This window comes from Falsiphaeobacter marinintestinus (assembly GCF_007923355.1).
Lineage (GTDB): Bacteria > Pseudomonadota > Alphaproteobacteria > Rhodobacterales > Rhodobacteraceae > Phaeobacter_A > Phaeobacter_A marinintestinus.
Map to the genome: position 1 here is coordinate 1 of NZ_VOGO01000019.1, position 22,759 is coordinate 22,759.

Here is a 22,759-nt window from a genome sequence, read left to right on the forward strand (position 1 = left end):
CGGCAGGAACCGCGTCCCCAAACCCGCAACCGGAAAAATCGCTTTCGTCACCTTCTTGCGCATGATCGTCCTCAATAAAATTCTGTTTGTATGTCTAACGTATCGGCGGGTCGGTTCGCTACTGGCACAGGGTATGACATGCGACAATGATTCTGATGTGAAGCCGATTGCAGACCCCGGCACAAAATTTCAGCAGTCTTCAAACCGGACCGCCAAGAGACGGAGCACGACATTGCATCTGCCCGGCCCCGCAACCGCGTTATCCGCCAAACGCGTCAAACAAGCTGCGCGCCAGATTGCTTTCCGGGGTGAACGCAATGGGGTGTCCGTTCTCGGCCTTTGCCACCGCATCGCCCTGCGCGCCGATGTCGAAGGCATAGACCGGTAGCCCGGTCGCCAGCGCCTCGTGCGTGGTATAGGAAAATGTCTCGGGCCAGATCGACGGCACCAGCCAGTCAGTGATGCCATAGCGCGCAACCAGTCCCGGCAGATCTTCCAGCCGGTAATTGCCATGCACCGGCACCGATGCCGGGGGCATATAGGCCGGATCCACATTGCCGATCAGCACCAGTTTCCGGTCCGGCACGCCTTCTATCATCCGGCCCAGTTCGCTGACCACGGCGGCGCCTTTCTGATAGCCGATATTGCCCAGAACCGCGATCACGCGGGTCTCCCCCTCGGGCCGCATGATTTGGGGCACCGCCCCCAAAAGCGTATGTGGCTGCATCACGATGCGCTTGGTCAGGCCCGGAAAGGCGGTCAAAACCTGGGTGCGGCTGTCTTCGCTGAAGACCACGATGTCCTGCGCGGCCCGCAAAAGACCGCCCCATGCCTTGCGCCAGCCCTGCAGCGTGACCAGCTTGCCCCCGGGACGCGCGCCCTGATGCGCCTTGTCCTGGCGGGTGCTTTCGACCGGGCCGCGATACGTGCCATCCTGGTCCAGCAGCGTATAGGACGGGCTCAGCATGAAGAAATCATGCACCAGAACTTCGAGCGTATCGCCCTCGCGCTTCAGCCGCAGCAGATAGTCGGGCAATTCCACAGGATCGGGGTCCCCGACCCCGCAGGAATAGACGATGTGGCGCCGGGTCACGGGCTCCAGCAATTTTTCGACAAAGTCGAAATCATCCGTCATCCCGGCGGTGGTGCCGTGATCGCTGACCAGTTCGACCTGCCAGCGCCCCATGCCGCCGCCGACACGCAGCACGATCGCAGGCCGTCCGGTGGTTTCGATGTCTTCGCGAATGCGGCGCTCCAGATATTTGTCCGCCCCGCCGCCCAGAGAATGGGCCATGTAGATCGGCAAGGCCCCGTCCGTCCGCGACGCAGCCCAGGCCATGGCCAGCGCAATCCGGGCGGTGACCATCGGGTCCGCTGACAGAAACTGCTGCACCTCGGCGTCATAATCGGGATAGCGCGACGCAATCATGTCGTTGTTCTTGGCGACCAGTTTCAGCTTTTCTTCCGAGCCAAAGCTGGTGCCGCCGCGATGTTCGACAAACAGCCCCGGCACGCCCAGATGCCGCCCGCCAAGGGCGCGCACCTTCTGGCACCAGTCGACCTCTTCGCCGTAGCCGCGCCCGAACACCGTATCCAGCTGCGGCACCTTTTGCAGATAGTCGGGGTTCATCCCCATGCAAAAGCCCACACCCGTGGGGGTCACGGTCAGCAACGCATCGGGGTGAAACTGTTGTGCCGTTGCATCGATCACATCGCCCTGTCCGGAGTCCAGCGGCATGCGCTGGCAGATCGCGGGCACCGAAAAGATCTCGGCGTCGTTCGACATCGGCGTGGTGCTGGCGACATTGTCGTGCAGCAGCATCGGACGGATCAGGCGGCTGGCCCAGCCCGACGGTACAAACGCATCCGAATTCAGCAGGATCACGTGATGGCCGATCTCGGCCGCGCGCACCAGCCCGGCATTGACCGAGCCGATGAAGCCCCGGTTTTCGTCATTCAGGATCAGTTCGACCTGACCGGGGCTGACCTTGTCCCGGGCCGCAACCCAGTCGGTCAGCCAGGGCCGGACATTTTCATCCGGCGAACAATCCTCGATCACGATCATCCGCCAGGGCAGATCGGTATTGTCGACCACCCGCTTCAGCACTTCGGGCAGCAGATCGAGGGCATTATAGACCGGCAGGATCAGGGTGACCGGAGCCGGATCGGGCATTTTCGCCGGGTCGCCGTCCGTCGCAAAGATCCGGGTTTCCATCGGTCCGGCCTCAAACGCCGCGTTCAGCCCAAGCGCCGTCTTTACGGCGGCACGCGCGGCCGGGTCGCTGTTGCGGATCGCCTTCAGGATCAAGGGCGATACTTTCAGCGCGGTCCACAAGAACCGCAGTGCCAGATCCCGACGGCTGCGTTTCAGGTTTCGCACCGAAATCGGCGCGACATCGTGGCGGTGATTGACCCCGCCGGTGTCCACGGTCAGCGAAAACCGTCCGTTGCCATAGGGTTGCGAAATCTCGAATCCGACCCGGGGCGGCACGCCGATCGCGTTGGCCACATCCTGACGGGGGATGTCGGGGCGGGTCGTGGATTCTCCGTCGGCCCCGGACAGCAAGATCCGGTCGGCGGTGCTCCAGCCGATGAAGGTCACCCGCGTGCCGGCCATCACGACCCGGTCGACATAGCCCTGCAGCGGCTCAGAGCCGCTGGTCAGTTGAAATCCGGGGGCTTCGATATAGCGATGCGTCTGGGCATAGCGCTGAAACAGGCCTCGAAGTCGGTTAATCACGCGTCCCGCGCTCCTCAAGAATTTCCGGTGCCCCACTGCGTGGGCGAGATCGTGTAAACCGTTTTTGCCGACAGGACGCAATGCGACCCGACCGCAATCTCCACGGCCTGTAACCGGATCACAGTAACTTGTCTATCATCGCGGGCAGGATCGCCCTTGTCAGGTCAGGTTTTCCGGCGGAACAGGTTGCCGATGGTCTGGAACACCAGATCAAAATCATAGCAGGTGTTCTGATGGCGCTGATAGATCAGATCCAGCCGCGCCTTGGCCGGGACACAAATCCTTGTATAGACCGCATCCGTCTCTTCCGGGGTGGCGCAGCGGTCCAGCAGCGCGGCTTCGTGGCGGTGATAGACGATTGACGCCAGCCCGGTGACGCCGGGGCGCGATTTCAGAACCTCACCGTAAAGCTCGGGGTCCTGTTCGACATATTGCCTCAGCGGCGGGCGCGGACCGACAAAACTCAGATCCCCCTTCAGGATGTTCCACAGCTGCGGAAACTCATCCAGCCGCTTGGCGCGCAGCCAGGCCCCGGTAGAGGTGATCCGTGCGGTTTTATCGCCGCCCGACACGCCGCTGTCTTCGTCCACGACCGACATGGTCCTGAGCTTCCACAGCATAAACGGCTGATCCACCCCTTTCATCCGCTCGGCCACGTAGAACACCGGGCGGCCTTCCTTCACCAGAAGCCAGATCAGCAGACCCAGCAGGATGGGTCCGAGGATCACGATCAGCAGCGTGACAAAGAACAGGTCGAACAGGCGTTTGCGCCAGGTCATCGTGGGGGCGGCTCCGTCTTGGGGCTAAAGGCTGCGCCATTCGGCCACCATGGCCGCCGGCGTGCTGTCGGCATCGGCAAAGCTTGTGACCGCTTCCAGCGCAGTTGTCGACAGACAGACCTGCGCGATGGCGGTTTGTGGCGCATCCCTTGGGGTCCAGGCCAGACCGGCGGCGTCCAGCAAGGCACCCATTTCCACCACGCCCGGCGCGGCGACATTCAGGATCGGCGGCAGATTGGGAACAGCGGCCAGATCGCCCAGCACCCGGGCCAGCGTCACCGGCCCGATATAGCTGCGCCGGGGCGTGCGCCCGTCCGCGAACCGGTCCAGCGCAAACCCGGGTCGCCAGCCGCCCAGAATGGCATCCACACCCGCCACGTTGCCAATCCGCAGCGCGGTAACAGGGACGCCTGATTTTTCACCAAGGCCGAGGCCCTCTGCCTCCATCCGGGCCTTGGCGCGGCCATAGTCTGACAGCGGCGTGGGGGCCAGATCTTCGGTCAGCACCCCCGTCTGGCTGCCATAAACCGCCGCCGACGAGGCCAGCAACACTCGGGTCCCGGTCGCCGCAGCGGCCCGGATTGTCGCCAAAGCCAGCCCGGTGTTGTCATCCATATGGCCGCCACGCGCCGCCCCCGCAGGGGTCACGCCCGCAAGGCACAGCACAGAATCGACGCCTTTTGTGGCCTCTGCCAGCGCCTGAGGGTCGCCGAGCGGATCCAGCACGGTCCAGCCCGCACCGGCCTGTTCTGCGCGGCTTTGCCACTGGATCTGGCCCGCAGGCCAGCACCTGCGCAAGATCCCGCCGATCCGGCCTGTTGCACCAATGACCAAAATCCGGGGAAATCTCATCATTATGCTCCTGTCCGCTGACCGCCACTTGACCACCACCCCCCTGCCAGTATCTTTCGGACGTAAAATTGCAACGGCTTTCGCCGTGTATTCTTCAGAGCATAGGCAGACCGGTTCATGCACATCGTGATCAAATTTCTGACATTCCTGGGGCTGACCGTTCTTCTGGCCACCTGTGGGCGCCTGCCGTCGGGCGGCCCGGTCGCCGAGCAGGTGACAAAACAGGCCGGCAACGAGACGCTCGATTTTTCGGTCTACCCGGTGACCCGGGCGTTTCTGCCCACGGTGTCGCAATGGCCCCCGACCGGCGCGCAGGAACGGCTGAACTGGATCGGCAAAAGCACCGGCGCGCGGACCCAGATCATCCAGCCCGGCGATATGCTTGATATCCAGATCTGGGACAGCTCGGACAATTCGCTGCTGACGGCCGCAGAACAGCGCACCGCCACGCTGGGCGAAGTCGAAGTCGCCTCGAACGGATCGATCTTCGTGCCTTACGTGGGCGATATCAGCGTGATCGGCCTGACCCCGGATCTGGCCCGCAAGGAACTGCAAAGTTCGCTTGAGGCGATCGTGCCTTCAGCGCAGGTCCAGCTTGCCATGACCGAAGGCCCCAACAACTCGGTCGATCTGGTCGGTGGCGTCGGCCAGCCCGGCACCTATGCGATGCCAGACCGCAACTTTTCCGTGCTCGGGCTGCTGGCCCAGGGTGGCGGCGTCAAGGAAGGTCTGAACAACGCCCAGATCCGCCTGATGCGCGGCAATTCGATCTATGGCACCTCGGTCGACAACCTGCTCGACAGCCCGTCGCGTGATACGCTGCTGCGGGGCGGCGACCGGGTCTTTATCGAAGAAGACGAACGCTATTTCCTGTCCTTCGGGGCCGCCGGCAAAGAAGCCGTCAACATCTTCACCAAAGACCAGATGTCGGCGATGGACGCCGTGGCCGTCATGGGCGGCATCGACAACAAGACCGCTGACCCGCAAGGCCTGCTGATCATCCGCGAATACAGCCCCTCGGCGGTACAGCCCGGGGTGCGCGGCCCGCGCCAGACCCGGGTGGTGTTCACCATCGACCTGACCTCGACCGACGGGTTGTTCTCGGCCCGCAAGTTCCAGATCAATCCCGAAGATCTTGTCGTGGCCACGGAATCGCCGATCAACGATGCGCTGACCATCTCGAACATCATCGGTAACTTCTTCGGTGTCTTCAACGCTGCCGGGGTCATCTAAACCGGCGCTTGCCTGACCCGAACTGAACCTCCAGACCGGGCCGCCTGACAGGCGGCCCGTCGCGGCGACAAAGGATAACAAGATGAACATCACCGTCGTCGGACTGGGATATGTGGGACTTGCCAATGCGGTGCTGCTGGCGCAAAGGCACAGCGTCACCGGGGTGGATCTGTCAGACGACAAGATCGCACAGCTGAGCGCCGGGATCAGCCCGATCGTCGATGACGAGATTTCCGAATTCCTGGATCGGGGCGGGCTGGATCTGACCGCCACCACCGACGCGGATGCCGCCTTTGCGCAGGCCGATCTGATCCTGATCGCCACGCCCACCAATTACGACCCCGACACCAACCATTTCGACACCTCGTCGGTCGAGGCGGTGATCCGCGCGGTCAATGCCAGCGGTTCGGACGCGCTGATGGTGATCAAATCGACGATCCCCGTGGGCTTTGTCGACCAGATCCGCGGCGAAACCGGGCGCGACAACGTGATCTTCAGCCCCGAATTCCTGCGCGAAGGCCGCGCGCTCTATGACAACCTGCACCCGTCGCGCATCGTGGTGGGCGAACGCTCGGACCGGGCTCGCGATTTTGCCAGCCTGCTGCTCGAGGGCGCGCTGGAAACAGACGTCCCCGTGCTGTTGACCGATCCGGCCGAGGCCGAGGCGATCAAGCTGTTTTCCAACACCTACCTTGCCATGCGCGTGGCCTATTTCAACGAATTGGATACCTATGCCCATCACAAGGGCATGGACCCGCGCCAGATCATCGAAGGCGTCGGCCTGGATCCGCGGATCGGGGCGCATTACAACAACCCCTCGTTCGGTTATGGCGGCTATTGCCTGCCCAAGGACAGCAAGCAGCTTCTGGCGAATTATTCCGAGGTGCCGCAGAACCTGATCCGCGCCATTGTCGACGCCAACCGCACCCGCAAGGATTATATCGCCGACATGATCATCGACCGGGCGCCCAAATCCCTGGGCATCTATCGGCTGACCATGAAGGCAGGGTCGGACAATTTCCGGTCCAGTTCAGTTCAGGGCATCATGAAGCGGGTCAAATCCAAGGGCATTCCGGTGACGGTCTATGAACCCAGCCTGGACGCGCCGGAATTCTTTCTGTCGCCCGTGACTCATGATCTTGAGGCGTTCAAACGCGACTGCGACCTGATCGTCGCCAACCGCATGGAGCCCGATCTGGAAGACGTTCGCGACAAGGTCTTTACCCGCGACCTGTTCCAGTCGGACTAAGTCAATCAAGACAACCCGCTGATTTATAACGATAATCAGCGCATCTGCTGAAAAATCAGCCCCCCCTTAAAGGTGCGTCAACTGGGGTGGTGCGCCGTCACGAATTCGATAGAACATCTCTTGGGTGCCCGTTATAAACCGTCTAACTGTGTCACATTACCGAAGAGTAAATTTAGCATGTCACAACTTGGAAAATCTGATAAATATGTCAGTAATTTAGAAGAAATTTTTGATTTGGATTTACTAGATCAGCTGACGCTGGCTTTTGACAGGGTTTTTTATACAACCAAGTACCCCGATGTCGTCGAGGCCGGTTTCGAACCGCTAGAGCATTATCTCCAGTTTGGCTGGCGGGAGGGCCGCAATCCCAGCCCGGATTTCTCGACCGATTACTATCTGGGGGCAAACCCCGACATTACGGACGCTGACACACACCCGTTCATCCATTACGTCACCCGGGGCAAAGCCGAAGGGCGGCCGGGCGTGCCGAGCGCGGAGGGGGCCAGCGAAATTGGCCTTGCGCCCGGAATGGATTTTGAAATGGCCGCCGAGATGGACGCAATTCGCGACAGTTTTGACGCTGACTTCTACCTGTCCCAATACCCCGGTGTCGCCGAAGCCGGACTCGACCCGCTGAAGCACTACGTGCAGCTTGGCTGGCGGGAGGGCCGCAATCCCAGCCCGGATTTCTCGACCGATTATTATTTGGGGGCACACCCCGACATCGCGCAGGCCGACATCAACCCATTCATGCATTATGTCACCCAGGGCAAAGCCAAAGGCTGGTCGGGCAGGCCCGCCGCCGACGCCGTGACAGAACCACAGCTTCCGCCCGAGCTTGTTGCTGACATGGACGCAATTCGCGACAGCTTTGACGCTGACTTCTACCTGTCCCAATACCCCGGTGTCGCCGAAGCCGGGCTCGACCCACTGGAGCACTACGTGCAACTTGGCTGGCGGGAGGGTCGCGATCCCAGCCCGGATTTCTCAACCAGACACTATCTGGAAGCAAATCTCGACGTCGCCATCTCGGGGGTGAACCCGTTTGTGCATTTCCTGACCCAGCAACAAACCGAAGCAGCAGACGTGCCCGACCCGGAGCCGATCAAAGCTCCGGTTGAGATCGACGCGGGCGCATCAGAAGCGCGACATGAAGATTGCTGGGCAATCGAAGAGGACTTCGACAAAGAATTCTACTTGTCCTCCTTCCTTCTGGAAGACCGGCCCGAAGACCCTGTCGACCATTATCTCAAAGTTGGCTGGAAGGAAGGCCGCGATCCGACGCCGTGGTTCTCATCCCGTCACTATCTGAGTGAAAACGCAGATGTTGCCGCTGTCGGGATGAATCCCTTCATGCATTATTGCATCGTCGGCAAGAACGAAGGCCGCCCGGTCACCAAATTGGGCCGTCAGGCCGACGGTGATGTCTATGAGGCGCATGCCCTTGCTGTTGCGCCCGGTCCTGACTTCGAAGACTTCGACCCCAAGATCGGTATCGGTCGCCGCAAGCGCGCCAAGGTTCTTGCGTATTACCTGCCGCAATTCCACCCCATCAAGGTAAACGACGAAAACTGGGGCACCGGCTTTACCGAATGGCGCAACCTGCCGCGGGCGATGCCACGGTTCATGGGGCATATCCAGCCGCGTATTCCCCGCGATCTGGGATGTTACGATCTGGTCGAAAGCGACGTGATGCGCAGCCAGATCGAGATGGCCAAGGCCGCTGGTATCCACGGATTCTGTTTCTATCACTACTGGTTCGACGGTGAGCGGGTTCTTGAGGCACCGATGGAACGGATGCTGGCAGATCCGAGTCTTGATTTCCCCTTCTGTCTGATGTGGGCCAATGAGAACTGGACCCGCACCTGGGATGGTTCTGAAAAGGAAGTGATCCTGGGGCAGAAATACCGCGAAGAGGATGACATCCCTCTGATCGACGATCTGGCCCGCCACATGAAAGACCCCCGCTATATCCGGATCGGCGACCGACCGTTGTTCTTCCTCTATCGCCCCGGCCACATTCCCGGCGCCCGTGAGCGCATGGACACATGGCGCGACGTGTTCCGTGACCGTCACGGTCTGGATCCGCTGATCTTCAATGCCCAAGCCTTTGGTGACAACGACCCGCGCGAATTCGATCTGGACGGCGCGATCGAATTCCCGCCGCATAAGATCCTGTCGGACGCGCCGGACGTCTCAAGCTCGATGGCCTTCTTTGATACGAAATACACCGGTAACGTCCGGGAATACGACGCCGTTGTGCAAGTGGCCTGCGAAGATCCGACCCCGGACTTTCCGCTGATCCGCACGGTATTTCCGTCATGGGATAATGAAGCCCGCCGCCCGGGCCGGGGCACCATCGTCGCCCATTCAACCCCGGACAAATTTGCAGAATGGCTGGACTGGGCCATCACGTACAGCGAAACAAACCCGATCTATGGCGAACCCATTGTCTGTATCAACGCCTGGAACGAATGGGCCGAAGGCGCCTATCTTGAGCCTGACGTGCATTTTGGGTCGGCTTATCTGAACACCGTATCGCGTGTGGTGCATGGCACCTATGGGGCCGAGTTTACCGAAACGGCCTCCAACAAGCCCAAAATGCTGCTGGTGGGCCATGACACCCTGGCTTTTGGCGCGCAGAAACTAATCACCCGGATTGGTGAAACCCTGACGCGTCACTTCGGCTACGAGGTCACCTTTGTGATTCTCGACTCCAACACGCATGGTGACTCGTTCGAGACAACAACCGCCACTATGAGTAAAATCGGCTCGGTCATCTTTGCCGACCAGTTCGAGGGCGATGATGCGGCGCTGGCTCAGTCGCTTGCAGCGCAGGGATACAGCGCGGCAATCACCAACACCACGCCATCGGGCAAACTCGCACCCGCCCTGAGAGCGGCCGGTTTCCGGATCGCATCACTGATCCACGAACTGCCCAATCTTCTCAAAAGCTATAATCTGGAACATCCCGCCCGGATGATCGCAGAAAACTCGGACCATGTGATCTTTCCTGCCGAAATCGTTCAGCAAGGGTTTGAAGACATTGCCAGCGATATAGCAAATGTCGCGGAAATCTTCCCGCAGGGGCTCTACAACACCAGCGTGCTCGACATCGCACCGGGTGACGGCGGGTTGCGCGCCGAGCTGGGGCTGAAAGCCAAGACCAAGATCATACTGGGTGTCGGGTTCGCCGACCTGCGCAAAGGGATTGATCGTTTCATCTCGGCTGGCCTGTCGCTCTGTGATGCCCATGACGATATCGCCTTTCTCTGGGTCGGCTCCCCCGGTGGTGAAGCCACCACCTGGTTCCAGCCGGAAATCGATGCCTCGGGTCTGGGCGATCGTGTCCGCATTCTTGGCCACCGCGAAGACATAGCGCGCTTTTTTGCCGCTGCGGATGCGTTTTACCTGTCCTCGCGCGAAGATCCGTTCCCATCCGTAGTCCTCGAAGCGCTGGCCTGCGGCCTGCCGGTCATTGGCCACGAAGGCTGCGGTGGATGTGACACGCTGATCCGCACTCATGGGGTTCTGGTGCCACACAACAACCCTATGGGCATCACGGACGCCATCCTGTCCGCGATTTCCCGACGCAACCGTCGCGCTGCCGATGCCCGCCGGGCCGAGATCGAACAGAACTACAATTTCTCGAACTACGTGTTCGGGCTGGCCCAACGACTTGCCCCGAACCTGCCGAAGATCTCGGCTGTCGTTCCGAACTACAAGTACGAGGACTATATCGGGGCACGCCTGCACACTGTTTTTGAACAGACCACGCCGCTCTACGAGGTAATTGTCCTTGACGATTGCTCGCCCGATGGCAGCGTCGCCGAAATCGAACGCACGGCCGAAGCCGCCGGTCGCCTGATCGATCTGCACATCAACGAAACAAACAGCGGATCCCCCTTCCCGCAATGGCGCAAGGGGGTCGAGCTTGCCAAGGGTGACTATGTCTGGATCGGCGAGGCGGACGATTTGGCCGACCCGACCTTTGTGGCCCGGGTGATCGACCAGATGCAGCAGGCCGGCAGTGTTCTGGGCTTTACCGACAGCAATCAGATCGACGAACACAGCCTGCCGATGGGTGACAGTTACAAGCCCTACGTGAACCAGATCGAAGACGGGGCCTTTGACCGCGCCTTTGACATGGACGGCCCGGAGTTCCTGGCCCGCTTCCTTGCGGTCAAGAATGTGATCCTGAACGTGTCGGGCGTCATCTTCCACCGCGAAACGCTATTGGAGGCCTTCGACGCCGTGGGCGACGAGCTGTATACGTACAACGTTGCCGGAGACTGGCGTCTCTACGCCGAGATCTGCGCCCGAAAGGACAGCCGTGTCAGCTATATCCCCGACGCCCTGAACACGCACCGCCGCCACCGCATCAGCGTCACCCACGCACTGAAGGTAGAAAAGCACCTTGCCGAGATCGACACCATGCACAAGCTGGTTGGATCGTTGGTCAAGCTGGACAGAAAAACGCTGGAAAAACAAGCAGAAAATTACAATGCTGCGATGCAGCATCTCACGCAAGGAACAAACTCATGATTGTTGGGTCGGATTGGATTTGGCTGCACTTTCCCAAGTGTGGCGGAACGTCTGCTCAGGCACTGTTGAAGAAGAATTTCAGCAATGATAATTCTGTACAATTCGACAAACTCGATCAGGATAATGTAATTTGGCATGAAAATATCCCGCAACGGCAATCGAGACTGCCAGAATTCTCGGTCGATGGAAAAAAGATCGTCGTAATCTTTCGGCGGCTTCCTGATTGGTTATTAAGCAGGGTACATTACGAAGCATCAAGGCCGCCGCACCACACCGTCACGAGAGAGCAACTTTGCCGAGGCCAGTTTCTCGAAAATTCTGGCGTTTTGAATTCAGCTGAGGCCGTATTCAATCGCTTCAATAACCCGCCCGTAGATACCTGGGTTAAAGTAGAATCTATTCATGATGATTTCGAAAAGTTCTTTGGAAAGCGACTTGAACCACTCGGTAGACGTCTGAATGAAAACAAGTTTGGGTATATCCGGGATCATAGCTTCTGGTTTACCAAAACGGATCTTGAAGAGATGTACCAGGCCTCTCCGAACTGGGCGGCTGCCGAAAAGGCAGTATACGGGGATTTGTTGGCTTAGGATTGAAGCCCACCAATAGGAAATACAGGAACTAGGCGGAGTTATATGAAAGTCTTACTCAACCCCGAAGTCGAAGACATGCTCCTTTCGCCGAAAAATCGGATCCTGTTTGCGCATGTAGGGAAATGTGGTGGGTCTGCGGCGTCGATTTTTTTACACAGGGTCCTCGATGACAACTACATCCTGTTCGAGATGCATGTTCAAGACGCAGATAAGAAGATATCTGAAATATCTAAATCTCACCCTGACGATTTCATATTTCTGATTGCCCGCCGCGATCCGATTACACGATTTGTTTCGGCTTTTAACTGGGATAAGCACAACCTTTTCTTAAAGGGAGCAATCAAGTCTGGGGATATCAATGCCCTGTACGAAGAGTTTCCTACTGTGGAGGCTGTGGCGTTAGGATTGATATCGACTGATCCGGAAACGAAACGGAGGGCAAAGAAATTTTCCAGGTTTGCCCATATGGGCATGGGTCAGTCATTCTATACTCCACTTGACGTCCTGGAGCGTATTCCTTCTGAAAGCATGCATGTCTTTGATATGGAGACTCTGGAAAAAGATCTTCACGACATCGTTGAAGCCCTCACAGGTGAGCGGCCTGATTTGCCCATTCAGGACGTGGACAGCAAAGCTGGCGTTCGTATCAAGGCAAACTACAAGAGCCAATATGAGGATGCCGCAACCCTATTTCCGACACATCTGTCACAAGAGGCGAAAGCTGCTCTAAAAACCAACCTCGCAGACGATTTTGCTGTTTATAACCGGCTTGGGAATACCTGAAATCAGTATGTTGAAGATTACCTTGTGGTGAGCGTACTCGAAAAGAATGGCCTTATTTCTAGAGGTTATCCGAGTGAGTAAATTCTAGTGGATTGCATTGAAAGCGGGAAATAAGAAAATCCAGTGCGCGGATGCCGCAGATAATTGGAAAGGAATTGGCCTTATGGCACGCAAGAAAACATCCACGAGAAGCTCCAAACGGCCCAATGTCTTTGTTATTGGCCCGACAGAGGGTGGCACGTCATCGCTGCATCAGGTCCTCACGACGCACGGCAAAATCAGCGGTGGACGCGAGGAAGAGATCAACTATTTCTCGCTCTTTCATAAAGAAAAACGCAACTGGTATCTCGACTATTTCAAAGACAGCGAAACGGCTGATTTCTATGTCGATGCCAGCCCGACATATTTTGACATGTGTCTGAATGTTCCAACTGCGGAGCGGATCAAAAAGTTTTCCTCCAAGGCCAAGATCATCATCCTCATCCGCAACCCGGTCGAACGCGCCGTCTCGCATTTCAATCATCTGAAAAACACAATAAAGACACCTGCCCTCAAGGATATAAATTTCGACGACCTGATGGCGCGCAACTGGGATGCCGCTGATACAAAGGAACTGGAAACGATCCGCGAGCGGATCATTGCCTTTTCCAGATACGAGCAGAAGATCGAAAAATTCGTTTCGGTCTTTGGCCATGACAACGTCATCGTCGTGCATAATGACGACCTGCGCGCACATGGAGCCATAGTCGTCGGGCAGATTTTTGATTTCCTTGGGCTTGATACACCAGACGATGTCGATTTCTCCCAACAACGCTGGGTACATGGCAGCGAAGCGATTGGCGTCTCTGAGCAGCATTATTTTGAGTTGATAAAAGAGTTCGGCGAAGATTATTATCGCTCTTGTAAAGTGGTTGACGTCAAACGTCCTGTTGCCCCTGACGGCACCGCAGAGTTCAACCAGCCCGTTGGGGCCCTTGTCGGTGACGTGGCCATCGGTGCTGATGGCTGGCTGTTCCTTTCTGGTGGGTCGAACAACGTCCTGAATATGTATCTTGAGGACGAAGCGGACCATTTGGCCGTGTGCGCCCGCTGGCATGCCATTGCCCAAGAGCGTGCTGACCGCCTGAAAGCGATCAACGCACAATTCAGGCAGGTGATGATCCCCGAAAAGATGACCGTCCTCGGAGACAAGCTGGGATGGCCCATCGCATTCGACCGCAGCCGTGGAGCATCTTTCTTCAAAACCGCCCCTGCCCCGCTGCGCCAGAATATCATTGATGCCGTTGGTTATTTCACCACAAAGCTGAAAAACCCCGAACGTCTTTACCTGAAAACCGACAGCCACTGGAGCCATGTAGGAGCCTTTGTCGCTTATCAGCTGATCTGTTCCACAATGGGTCTGAAAGTCAGGGCAGATCTTTTGTCGCGCCCGACAAGAGAAGTCGATCTGGTTCTGGATCTGGGCTCAAAGCTTCCCATCCCCGTGACTGAAAAGGCCCAGTTTGCAAAGTTTCTCAGCGACGCCAAAATCGTGAATGACGAAGGGCTTATCCGGTATAAACGCGATCACAACCTCCTCAACGAGGGCAAGCTGCATGTCGGCTCAAAAATCGTATTCGAGAACGAAACGGCCCCCAACGATCAGACCGTCATCCTGTTTGGAGATTCATTCTCCGAGTATCGCGACAATCTCCTTACCGGATTGATGTCCGAAACGTTCCGCAAGGTGATCTTCGTCTGGTCAACAAGCGTCGATTATACGCTGTGCGAAACCGTAAAGCCCGACATCGTGCTGTGTGTCATGACCGAGCGGTTCATGAACCTCTTTCCCAATGACGCGTTCAATGTTGAAGAACACGCGCAAAAGCGCATTGAGGATTACGAACGCCGTCAGACATCGTGATCCAAGGGCCTACCATCCACCTAAGCGCTCAGACCCGCGAACCTAGCGGTTCTGAATGTTTTCTGTTACTCAACATCTTGGAATCTTGAGGAACCTTATCGTGGACAGGATGGGATGCTGCGCATGCAATTGTCGAAATCGGGGGATACATGACTGAACAAAAACCCATTGTCATTTTGGGGACAGGGCGCTGTGGCTCCACCTTTCTTCAAACCTCTCTTTGCGGCGCGTCCAATATCTGGATCTGGGGCGAACATGACGGCATCCTGCGCAGCCTGTTCAACTGGTCAAGACAGGCGCGCAACAGCAAGGCGTTGCAGGACTTCAGCTTTCCCTTCGTCGACGAAGACCCATACGTCACCCTGAAACGGGATGGCACGCGCGCCGCGTGGTTGTCACCATTCGATGCCAAAGCCATCACGGAAGAAGAGCGCGCCGTCATCACCAACCTGTTCAGCCGCCGCCTGCCAGAGGGCAAAACGCGGTGGGGGTTCAAGGAAATCCGCTATGGGGCGGATTCCCATGTGCCCGAGCGCATGCTTGAACTTTTCCCCGCGACCAAGTTCATCCATGTCGTACGCCATCCGCGCGGCACCGTATCCAGTTCGATCCGGGCCTGGAAACCAAAAATATTTGCCGCAGACATCGACGAAACCACATTGCACGACATGATCACACAACTGGTCAACGACAATATGCAGCGGTGGAAGCGCACAACAGCCTATCTAGAGAGCTTCAGCGCGGCCAATCCCGGAGTGGTCATGACCGTGAAGATCGAAAAGGCCAAAGATCAGTTGCCCCAGATCCTGGAATTCCTCGAAGCGGACACCTCAACCAGCCCGGTCGAGGTCGCAAGTGAAATGAACCCGGCTCGGAACGAACAGCATATTTCAGACATGATCGACGCGGCTTATGATGCCACGCTGGCCGAGGACCCCGATTTTGCCGTAGTCGCTGAAAGGGTCGGCTACACCGCATGAGACGGCGCCTCACCGTCGTGCTGGGCGTGCACCGTTCCGGCACATCGCTTCTGACCAATGCGCTGGTTGCAATGGGGGCGGATGCCGGCGCGTTTGACGACATCCACGATGATCACAACCCCGACGGCTATGCCGAACACCCCGCCATACGCAACTTCAATGACCGGCTGCTTGCTCATCTCGGAGCCTCATGGGACAATTGGGGGTTCCGGGCCAGCACTGTCGATTTCGATACCCCTGCCCTGTCGGAATGGCATGATGAGGCCACAACCCTGTTGCAAGATGCGTTTCCCGGATCCGGGCCCTTCGTGCTCAAGGATCCAAGAATAGGAACGCTCGCGCCGTTCTGGGAACGCGTGATCCCGGCTGCGGGGTTCGACTTGCGTAGAATTCTGATCCTGCGCAACCCGTCAGAGGTCGCCAAAAGCCAACGGCAGCGGGTCGAACGGTCCCCTGAGAGTTTTGCTGCGATCGCGGATTCCGAACCCATGGCCGCTCTTTGGGCGGTGACCATGTTTGAGACGCTGATAGCGCTTGCAGACGACAACACGCTGATGATCACGCACGGCGATATTCTGACAGATCCCAATCCCACGCTGAAGGCGGCGGCAGACTTCGCCGGGCTGCATCCGGATCCTGAGGCTATCGCCCATTTCAGTCGAGACGGCGTAAAGCCAGCGCTGTACCGCGCGCACGCCGGGCATGACACCACAGACCCCTGGATGACTGCGGCCTGCGCATTGTTCGATGCCTTGCGCGCCCCCGGTACGCGCCATGTCTTGCCAGCAAATGAAGCGCGAGACATCGCCCTGAGCCAGACCGCACTCAAAGCTTTGCTGCCCGGTTTGCCTGCCGTACGACAAAGCATCGCCAGGCTACAAAACGTACGGGAAAGAAACCAAGCGCGTCTGGTGTCGATGAACACGGGCTTGAATCGCATGTTCTGGATTCTGACACCGCTGGCCCAGTATACACCTAAAGCACAGTTGGAAGCGGCCACCGAAAAAGCTCTGGCTCTGGCAGCCTCATCTGACCTCGCCCGCCACAGCTTTTCTTTTGCCCATGGCGTCATCCGATTGCTGAGCTATGCAGACCGGCACGCTGATGCCTTGACCCTTCTGAACAGCATTCGCCCCGAGTTCGGGAATATACCTGCCTTTGCCAAGTTAGAGGATCAGCTACACCGGCGGCCTTCGGATTGAGTGAAACCTCCGGCATCTGGGGATTCTGACATTTTCATCCCACACCGATTGTCTCGCCATCGTTCATCCGGCAACCTTGCTATTCAAATAGGGTGTCGGGCGCAATTTCGCTTGCAGAAAATCTGTGCACGAAGCGCCCGACTCATAAATCAGCCCAACAAGGCTGCCAGATATTGCCCATAGTTGTTCTTCTTGAACAGATCGGCCCGTTCAGCCAGCTGCTCTGAAGTGATCCAGCCCTGGTCAAATGCGATCTCTTCGGGACAGCCGGTTTGCAGGCCCTGGCGTTTTTCCAGCGTGCGCACGAAATTGCCCGCATCCAGCAGGCTGCCATGCGTACCAGTATCAAGCCAGGCATAGCCACGCCCCATACGTTTCATGGTCAGCAGGCCGTCACCCAGATACATTTCCAGAAGTGAGGTGATCTCAAGCTCGCCCCGGTCCGACGGCTGCACCGCCCGCGCCCGTTCCGGCGCGGTGCCATCCAGGAAATAAAGCCCGGTCACCGCATAGTTGCTGGGCGGCACTTCGGGTTTCTCGATGATCGCCTTGACCGACCCGGCGCTGTCAAATTCGGCCACGCCATAGCGTTCCGGGTCGGACACGTGATAGCCAAATACCGTGCCGCCGCCGGTCTGGCGGTCGGCCTCGGCCATCAGGTCGGGCAACCCGTGGCCAAAGAAGATGTTATCGCCCAGCACCATCGCCGATGGCGCGCCATCCAGAAAATCCTCGGCCAGAATATAGGCCTGCGCCAGCCCGTCGGGGCTGGGCTGGATGACATAGGTGATCTCGACACCCCATTGGCTGCCATCGCCCAGGGTGCGCTGAAACTGGGCCTGATCCTCTGGCGTGGTGATCATGCAGATCTCGCGGATACCGGCCAGCATCAGCACCGAGATCGGGTAATAGATCATCGGCTTGTCATAGATCGGCAGTAGCTGTTTCGATACGCCGATGGTAATCGGATACAGCCGCGTGCCCGAGCCGCCGGCCAGAATGATACCCTTGCGATTGGTCATTGTGATGTCCTTCTGGAATCTTCGTCTTCTAATTCGATATCGGGGAAACTCAGGCCCGCCGCACCGCAGCGGTCCCGGTAGAGGGTGATGTCCTCGGCATAGGCCTTGGCCACCCGGGTTGCCAGCTTGTCGTCATAGAGCGCGCCGTGGGCCGGCAGGTGTCCGCCGCGCCGCATCCCGGCCAGTTCCAGACAGGGGGTGTCGGCAAAACAGCCCTGCTCCAGCAGCGCCACCTGATCGGTGCCGTGGCGGCTGAGGCCGCGGGCGTCAATGATCGGAAAAGCACGGGTCTCGATCCCGGCTGCAGCGGCGGCAAACGCTTCGACCGTGTACCAGGCGTCATAGTCATCATAGACCAGAAAATCGATCTGCGGGCGCCAGTGGATGTTCGACCGCAGCCGCCCGGGTTTCAGCATCAGCGTCACAAAATCGCGAAAGGTCAGCGTGTCGTGATCGAGCTGGTCGTTTTCAGCATGGAACAGATCCCAGTATTCGGCGCCGCGCATCAGGATCTTGTCCAGAAACACACTGGCCAGCCGGGCATGCGGGCAGCGCAGCACCGTAAAGGTGAACGCCGCCGCCGCCAGATCCCGCAGATCGGCCTGAAACGTGCCGTTGTTCTGGTGGATCCAGGTCCAGTCGTCCAGATCGCTGACACAGCCATTGGCCACAGCCAGACTCAGGCGCAGCGTGGTGCAGGCGTTCTTGGGAATAAAGCTATAGACCGTGCCCGAGCCGTAATGCACCAGCGCATGGGACGCGGCACGCTGATGCGAAATGTTGCGCCCCAGCACAACCGGCTTTTCCGCCGCATATCTCAGCTGCCGCACGCCCATGGCTCAGACCTCGCCCAGATCCTTCAGGATGTCATTCAGACCCTGTTTCCAGTCCGGGCGCGGCACGCCAAAGGCGGCTTCGGTTGCCGAATTGTCCATGCGCGAATTGAACGGGCGCTTGGCCGGAGTCGGATAGGCGCTGGACGGGATGTCTTCGACCTCACAGGTGATCCCGGCCTGGGCAAAGATCTCGCGGGCGAAATCGGCCCAGCTGACATCGGGGCCGCCCGAGACGTGATAGGTGCCGGTCTTGGACGGATCTGCCACCAGTGTCGTTGCCGCCGCCAGACAGGCATCGGCCAGCGCCGCCGCCGGGGTTGGCCCACCGATCTGATCGGCAACAATGGTCAGCTTGTCGCGCTCGCGGCCCAGCTTCAGCATGGTCTTGATAAAGTTGTGCCCGTGGGATGAAACCACCCACGAGGTCCGCAGGATCGCGTGCGGCCCACCGGCCTCGCGGACGGCAATCTCGCCATTCAGCTTGGTGCGGCCATAGACGCCCAGGGGGCCGGTGGGATGGTCCACCGCAAAGGGCTGATCGCCCGAGCCATCGAACACGTAATCGGTCGACACCTGCACAAAGGGCAGCCCCCGTGCGGCGGCCGCGCGGGCCAGTGCACCCGCAGTGGTGGCGTTGATCACCTCGGCCAGATCTTCTTGTTCTTCGGCCTTGTCGACAGCCGTATAGGCCACCGCATTGATCACCGCATCCGCGTCAGTCGCATCGACAAAGGCGGTGCAGCTGTCGGGTGCAGTAAAATCTGCCTCGTCCAGCCCGCGCACTTCCAGTTCGATATAACCGGCCCGGCGCATCAGTTCCTGGCCAAGCTGGCCAATTTCTCCGAAAACAAGAACTTTCATCTCAAGGCTCCCTGTCGGGGCGGGGGTCCCCCCTCCCCTTCATCTCTTTTCAAATACGCCCGCCGCAGACACGATTTTTCGACGAAAAATCACCCCCACGACCGGATTACATCCCGATTACGCCTTGGTTCCCAATCGTTGACCAACGCCGTGACGCTCCTGCAGGGGGCGCCACCAGGCTTCGTTATCCAGATACCATTGCACGGTCTTGGTCAGGCCTTCCTCGACCGTGACCGAAGGCCGCCAGCCCAGTTCCTCGCGGATGCGGGTGGGGTCGATGGCATAACGCGCATCATGCCCGGGGCGGTCGGTGACAAAGGTGATCTGCTCGGCGTAGGCCTTGCCATCGGCCCGCGGGCTCAGCTCGTCCAGAATGCCGCACAGCGTCTTGACCAGTTCCAGATTGGTGCGCTCGTTCTCGCCACCGATATTATAGGACCGGCCCAGTTCACCCTTTTGCACCACCACCAGCAGCGCATCGGCGTGATCCTCGACATAGAGCCAATCGCGGATGTTGGATCCGTCGCCATAGATCGGCAGCTCTTTGCCCGCCAAAGCGTTCAGGATGATCACCGGGATCAGCTTTTCGGGGAAATGGAAGGGGCCGTAATTGTTCGAACAATTGGTCAGCACCACCGGCAGGCCATAGGTCTCGGCCCAGGCCCGCACCAGATGGTCACTGCTGGCCTTGGACGCCGAATAGGGCGAACGCGGATCATAAGGCGTGTCTTCGGTGAACAGCACGTCCGGATCATTGGGCAGTGAGCCGAACACCTCATCGGTCGAGATATGGTGAAACCGGAAGCCCTCGGGCTTGCCCTGCGCCATCCAATAGCTGCGCGCCGCTTCCAGCATGTTGTAGGTGCCGGTGATATTGGTCTCGATGAAATCGCCGGGGCCATCGATTGACCGATCAACATGGGATTCCGCGGCCAGATGCATCACCATATCGGGCTTATGCGTGGCAAAGGCCGCGTCCAGCGCGGCCCGATCCCGGATGTCGGCCTGCACGAAGGCATAGTTCGGGCTGTTGGATACGCCCGCCACGTTTTCCAGGCAGGCCGCATAGGTCAGCGCATCCAGGTTCACCACCTGATGGCCATCGCGGATCGCCTGACGCACCACGGCCGAGCCGATGAATCCGGCGCCGCCGGTTACGAGAAGTTTCATTGTCTTATCCTTCCCAGCTGAACGGGCTGTCGAAATCGGCCAGCAGCGGTGCGACCGCATCCTTGGCCGACAGAACCGCGTCCCCGCTCAGACCCCAATCGATGCCGATACCCGGATCATCAAAGCGCACGGCGCCATCGCATTCGGGCGAATAGTAATCGGTGCATTTATAGATGATCTCGGTGTTGGGCGCGCGGGTCGAAAACCCGTGCAGGAACCCTTTGGGCACCAGCAGCTGTTTGCCGTTTGTTGCCGTCAGTTCGATCCCGAACCACTCACCATAGGTAGGTGACCCTTTGCGCACATCGACAGCAACGTCGAACAGCGCGCCCTGGCCACAGCGCACCAGCTTGTCCTGGGCGTGGGGCGGTGACTGGAAATGCAGGCCGCGCACGGTATTCACCGCCGCCGAAACCGAATGGTTGTCCTGCACGAACTCCAGGTCGATTCCGTGATCGGCCAACAGCTTGCGATTCCAGCTTTCGCTGAAAAAGCCGCGGTCATCGCCAAATCTCTTGGGGGTCAGGATCTTTACACCGGGAAGGGACGTTTCTTCGATCTGCATCTATCCAAATACTCTAAGTTCAAACCATATCCAAATGATCCAATAACAAGCACTTGAAGTGCTGTCACTGCATCACGATGCGACATACAGTTCAAACACAACAAACAGGAGATAAAATGCCGATGTTGGCAAATTATGCGCCAAACCTGTGCCAAACCGGTCGCGTGTATCGCCGATCCGCTCAGCCGGTTTCAGCCCGCTTACGCAGCCAGCCCAAAAAGGCAGCATCCGGTTTATAAAGCCGGGGCGCGCCGCTGCGCTGCCAGACCGCGTGCCATTCGGCCTCCAGCCCATAAACGTCCCACCCCGGCAGGATCGCGCGCGCGGCATCATAGGTATCGGGTTTCAGCATCGGCAGCCCCTGCGGCGGGGTTTCGACAACCCGGCTGCGCGAGGTGAAGCGAATCAAATCCCCCGGCTCTTCGCTCATCTCGTAATCGGGCAGATGATCGGCCGCGATCATGTCGCGGATCATCTTGCGGAACACCCGCCGCGGCGAGGCCGAGCCGGATTTCTTCAGCAGCGTATCGACCGAGATCCGCCAGCTGTCCTGTTTGCCGCAATGTTTGCGCGCCAGTTCATAGATCCGCCGCTCCAGCGGTTTCCTGAGCCGAAAGTAATCCCGGCTCAGCGTCAGCACAGATTTGCTCAGCACCGCGCGATACAGCCAGTCCGACAAAGTCACCGACACGCTGACCATGCGCCCGCCGCGGGTCTTGCGCACGATCTCCCAGGATTCGATCAGCCCAAAGCCGCTGGTCGTCTCGGTCTCGCCGGTGACAATATTGGTGGTGATCCGGGTCCCGGCCAGTCGCTCGAACGCCTCGCGCAATCGTCGGTACGCATCGCCACTGGTTTCGCGGTTGGTCGCCAGCAACAGATCATGCGCCTTCAGATGCAGTGTGCGGCTGACCTGCCGCCCCATGTTGATCGCCGCCATCAGCTGACTAATACAAAAGATCAGAATGTCCTTGTCGTGGATCGTCGCCAGCCCCTTGACCGACGGCGTCACCGTGATCGCAACCCCATTGTGATCATAGCTCAGGATCCGGCGATCCGGACGGGTGGCAAGCGAGAACAGCGGATGCTCCATGCTGGCCATGTCATCTTTTGGAATCGCGTCAAAAACATCGCAGAGAAAAAAATCGCCCTGCCGTGTTCGGTCGGGAAGAAGCCCCCCCGCCCCGGTACCTACCCCTGTCATTGCCTCACGTCCTGCTCGTGCCCTGGTCGGTCCTCGGTGGGTGTCCGACTCATTATCGTGGTTTTAGTGACACCCACCCTAGAGTTATCCACAGCCTGTCGCAACGCTGATCCATCGGGGGTTCGGAGTCACATCATCGGGGGATCAGAGTCGGTCTTTCGGGGGATCAGAGTCACCCTGCTCTGGAATACTTCCAAAATCTCCTTGTTATTCAAAGGCTTCCAAAACCCAAAGATCTTCCT

17 protein-coding genes are annotated in these 22,759 nt (G+C 58.7%); 8 read left to right on the forward strand and 9 right to left on the reverse strand.

From position 1 onward, the window contains the following. Positions 1 to 259: 259 nt before the first annotated feature. The 3 genes from FOY56_RS22200 to FOY56_RS22210 all read right to left on the reverse strand — a co-directional run bounded on the left by FOY56_RS22200 (position 260) and on the right by FOY56_RS22210 (position 4,374). The gene (locus tag FOY56_RS22200) at positions 260 to 2,740 is read right to left on the reverse strand and encodes a glycosyltransferase (RefSeq protein WP_246139563.1); all 2,481 of its coding nucleotides are present in this window, start codon (positions 2,738 to 2,740) and stop codon (positions 260 to 262) included. A gap of 164 nt (positions 2,741 to 2,904) precedes the next feature. Beyond that, positions 2,905 to 3,519: a sugar transferase gene (locus FOY56_RS22205; protein ID WP_146348348.1), complete on the reverse strand. Its 615-nt coding sequence runs from the start codon at positions 3,517 to 3,519 to the stop codon at positions 2,905 to 2,907. A gap of 24 nt (positions 3,520 to 3,543) precedes the next feature. Continuing rightward, the gene (locus FOY56_RS22210) at positions 3,544 to 4,374 is read right to left on the reverse strand and encodes an NAD-dependent epimerase/dehydratase family protein (RefSeq protein WP_246139564.1); all 831 of its coding nucleotides are present in this window, start codon (positions 4,372 to 4,374) and stop codon (positions 3,544 to 3,546) included. Between the two features lie 114 nt (positions 4,375 to 4,488). Here FOY56_RS22210 and FOY56_RS22215 point away from each other — a divergent pair, with 114 nt between their 5' ends. The 8 genes from FOY56_RS22215 to FOY56_RS22250 all read left to right on the forward strand — a co-directional run bounded on the left by FOY56_RS22215 (position 4,489) and on the right by FOY56_RS22250 (position 16,859). Continuing rightward, a complete protein-coding gene (locus FOY56_RS22215) occupies positions 4,489 to 5,604 on the forward strand; it encodes a polysaccharide biosynthesis/export family protein (protein WP_146348349.1) in 1,116 nt (371 codons plus the stop codon). 82 nt (positions 5,605 to 5,686) lie between these two features. Further along, a complete protein-coding gene (locus tag FOY56_RS22220) occupies positions 5,687 to 6,853 on the forward strand; it encodes a nucleotide sugar dehydrogenase (protein ID WP_146348350.1) in 1,167 nt (388 codons plus the stop codon). 234 nt (positions 6,854 to 7,087) lie between these two features. Beyond that, positions 7,088 to 11,398 carry a glycoside hydrolase family 99-like domain-containing protein gene (locus FOY56_RS22225; RefSeq protein WP_186766434.1) on the forward strand — a complete coding sequence of 1,437 codons (4,311 nt, stop codon included), beginning with the start codon at positions 7,088 to 7,090 and terminating at the stop codon, positions 11,396 to 11,398. Continuing rightward, on the forward strand, positions 11,395 to 11,988 hold the full coding sequence (locus tag FOY56_RS22230; RefSeq protein ID WP_146348352.1) for a hypothetical protein: 594 nt from the start codon (positions 11,395 to 11,397) through the stop codon (positions 11,986 to 11,988). Before FOY56_RS22225 ends, FOY56_RS22230 begins: the two co-directional genes overlap by 4 nt. 45 nt (positions 11,989 to 12,033) lie before the next feature. Continuing rightward, positions 12,034 to 12,774, forward strand: coding sequence for a sulfotransferase family 2 domain-containing protein (locus tag FOY56_RS22235; RefSeq protein ID WP_146348353.1), 741 nt, complete (start codon positions 12,034 to 12,036; stop codon positions 12,772 to 12,774). A gap of 163 nt (positions 12,775 to 12,937) precedes the next feature. Further along, entirely contained in the window at positions 12,938 to 14,677 is a 1,740-nt protein-coding gene (locus tag FOY56_RS22240) for a sulfotransferase domain-containing protein (RefSeq protein ID WP_146348354.1), read from the forward strand. 149 nt (positions 14,678 to 14,826) lie between these two features. Then, positions 14,827 to 15,657: a sulfotransferase gene (locus tag FOY56_RS22245; protein WP_146348355.1), complete on the forward strand. Its 831-nt coding sequence runs from the start codon at positions 14,827 to 14,829 to the stop codon at positions 15,655 to 15,657. Further along, positions 15,654 to 16,859 carry a sulfotransferase family protein gene (locus tag FOY56_RS22250; RefSeq protein ID WP_146348356.1) on the forward strand — a complete coding sequence of 402 codons (1,206 nt, stop codon included), beginning with the start codon at positions 15,654 to 15,656 and terminating at the stop codon, positions 16,857 to 16,859. Before FOY56_RS22245 ends, FOY56_RS22250 begins: the two co-directional genes overlap by 4 nt. Before the next feature lie 149 nt (positions 16,860 to 17,008). Here FOY56_RS22250 and rfbA read toward each other — a convergent pair whose 3' ends face one another. The 6 genes from rfbA to FOY56_RS22280 all read right to left on the reverse strand — a co-directional run bounded on the left by rfbA (position 17,009) and on the right by FOY56_RS22280 (position 22,517). Next, complete coding sequence (rfbA, locus tag FOY56_RS22255; RefSeq protein ID WP_146348357.1) at positions 17,009 to 17,881, reverse strand: glucose-1-phosphate thymidylyltransferase RfbA; 873 nt, start codon at positions 17,879 to 17,881, stop codon at positions 17,009 to 17,011. Beyond that, complete coding sequence (locus tag FOY56_RS22260; protein ID WP_246139565.1) at positions 17,878 to 18,711, reverse strand: sulfotransferase family 2 domain-containing protein; 834 nt, start codon at positions 18,709 to 18,711, stop codon at positions 17,878 to 17,880. Before FOY56_RS22260 ends, rfbA begins: the two co-directional genes overlap by 4 nt. Before the next feature lie 9 nt (positions 18,712 to 18,720). After that, entirely contained in the window at positions 18,721 to 19,578 is an 858-nt protein-coding gene (gene rfbD, locus FOY56_RS22265) for a dTDP-4-dehydrorhamnose reductase (protein ID WP_146348359.1), read from the reverse strand. A gap of 117 nt (positions 19,579 to 19,695) precedes the next feature. Next, positions 19,696 to 20,748 (reverse strand): dTDP-glucose 4,6-dehydratase, encoded by a 1,053-nt coding sequence (rfbB, locus tag FOY56_RS22270; protein WP_146348360.1) that lies wholly within the window; start codon positions 20,746 to 20,748, stop codon positions 19,696 to 19,698. A gap of 4 nt (positions 20,749 to 20,752) precedes the next feature. Then, positions 20,753 to 21,313, reverse strand: coding sequence for a dTDP-4-dehydrorhamnose 3,5-epimerase (gene rfbC / locus FOY56_RS22275; RefSeq protein ID WP_146348361.1), 561 nt, complete (start codon positions 21,311 to 21,313; stop codon positions 20,753 to 20,755). Positions 21,314 to 21,494: 181 nt separating this feature from the next. Beyond that, positions 21,495 to 22,517: a replication initiator protein A gene (locus tag FOY56_RS22280; protein WP_146348362.1), complete on the reverse strand. Its 1,023-nt coding sequence runs from the start codon at positions 22,515 to 22,517 to the stop codon at positions 21,495 to 21,497. Between the last annotated feature and the right edge of the window lie 242 nt (positions 22,518 to 22,759).

Excerpts from the sequence above, each read along its gene's own strand:
- rfbC (WP_146348361.1), bottom strand. The coding sequence starts at position 21,313 with ATGCAGATCGAAGAAACGTCCCTTCCCGGTGTAAAGATCCTGACCCCC.
- FOY56_RS22230 (WP_146348352.1), top strand. The coding sequence starts at position 11,395 with ATGATTGTTGGGTCGGATTGGATTTGGCTGCACTTTCCCAAGTGTGGC.
- FOY56_RS22220 (WP_146348350.1), top strand. The coding sequence starts at position 5,687 with ATGAACATCACCGTCGTCGGACTGGGATATGTGGGACTTGCCAATGCG.
- rfbA (WP_146348357.1), bottom strand. The coding sequence starts at position 17,881 with ATGACCAATCGCAAGGGTATCATTCTGGCCGGCGGCTCGGGCACGCGG.
- FOY56_RS22205 (WP_146348348.1), bottom strand. The coding sequence starts at position 3,519 with ATGACCTGGCGCAAACGCCTGTTCGACCTGTTCTTTGTCACGCTGCTG.
- FOY56_RS22235 (WP_146348353.1), top strand. The coding sequence starts at position 12,034 with ATGAAAGTCTTACTCAACCCCGAAGTCGAAGACATGCTCCTTTCGCCG.
- FOY56_RS22250 (WP_146348356.1), top strand. The coding sequence starts at position 15,654 with ATGAGACGGCGCCTCACCGTCGTGCTGGGCGTGCACCGTTCCGGCACA.
- FOY56_RS22215 (WP_146348349.1), top strand. The coding sequence starts at position 4,489 with ATGCACATCGTGATCAAATTTCTGACATTCCTGGGGCTGACCGTTCTT.
- FOY56_RS22245 (WP_146348355.1), top strand. The coding sequence starts at position 14,827 with ATGACTGAACAAAAACCCATTGTCATTTTGGGGACAGGGCGCTGTGGC.
- FOY56_RS22240 (WP_146348354.1), top strand. The coding sequence starts at position 12,938 with ATGGCACGCAAGAAAACATCCACGAGAAGCTCCAAACGGCCCAATGTC.
- rfbD (WP_146348359.1), bottom strand. The coding sequence starts at position 19,578 with ATGAAAGTTCTTGTTTTCGGAGAAATTGGCCAGCTTGGCCAGGAACTG.
- FOY56_RS22210 (WP_246139564.1), bottom strand. The coding sequence starts at position 4,374 with ATGATGAGATTTCCCCGGATTTTGGTCATTGGTGCAACAGGCCGGATC.
- FOY56_RS22280 (WP_146348362.1), bottom strand. The coding sequence starts at position 22,517 with ATGACAGGGGTAGGTACCGGGGCGGGGGGGCTTCTTCCCGACCGAACA.
- rfbB (WP_146348360.1), bottom strand. The coding sequence starts at position 20,748 with ATGAAACTTCTCGTAACCGGCGGCGCCGGATTCATCGGCTCGGCCGTG.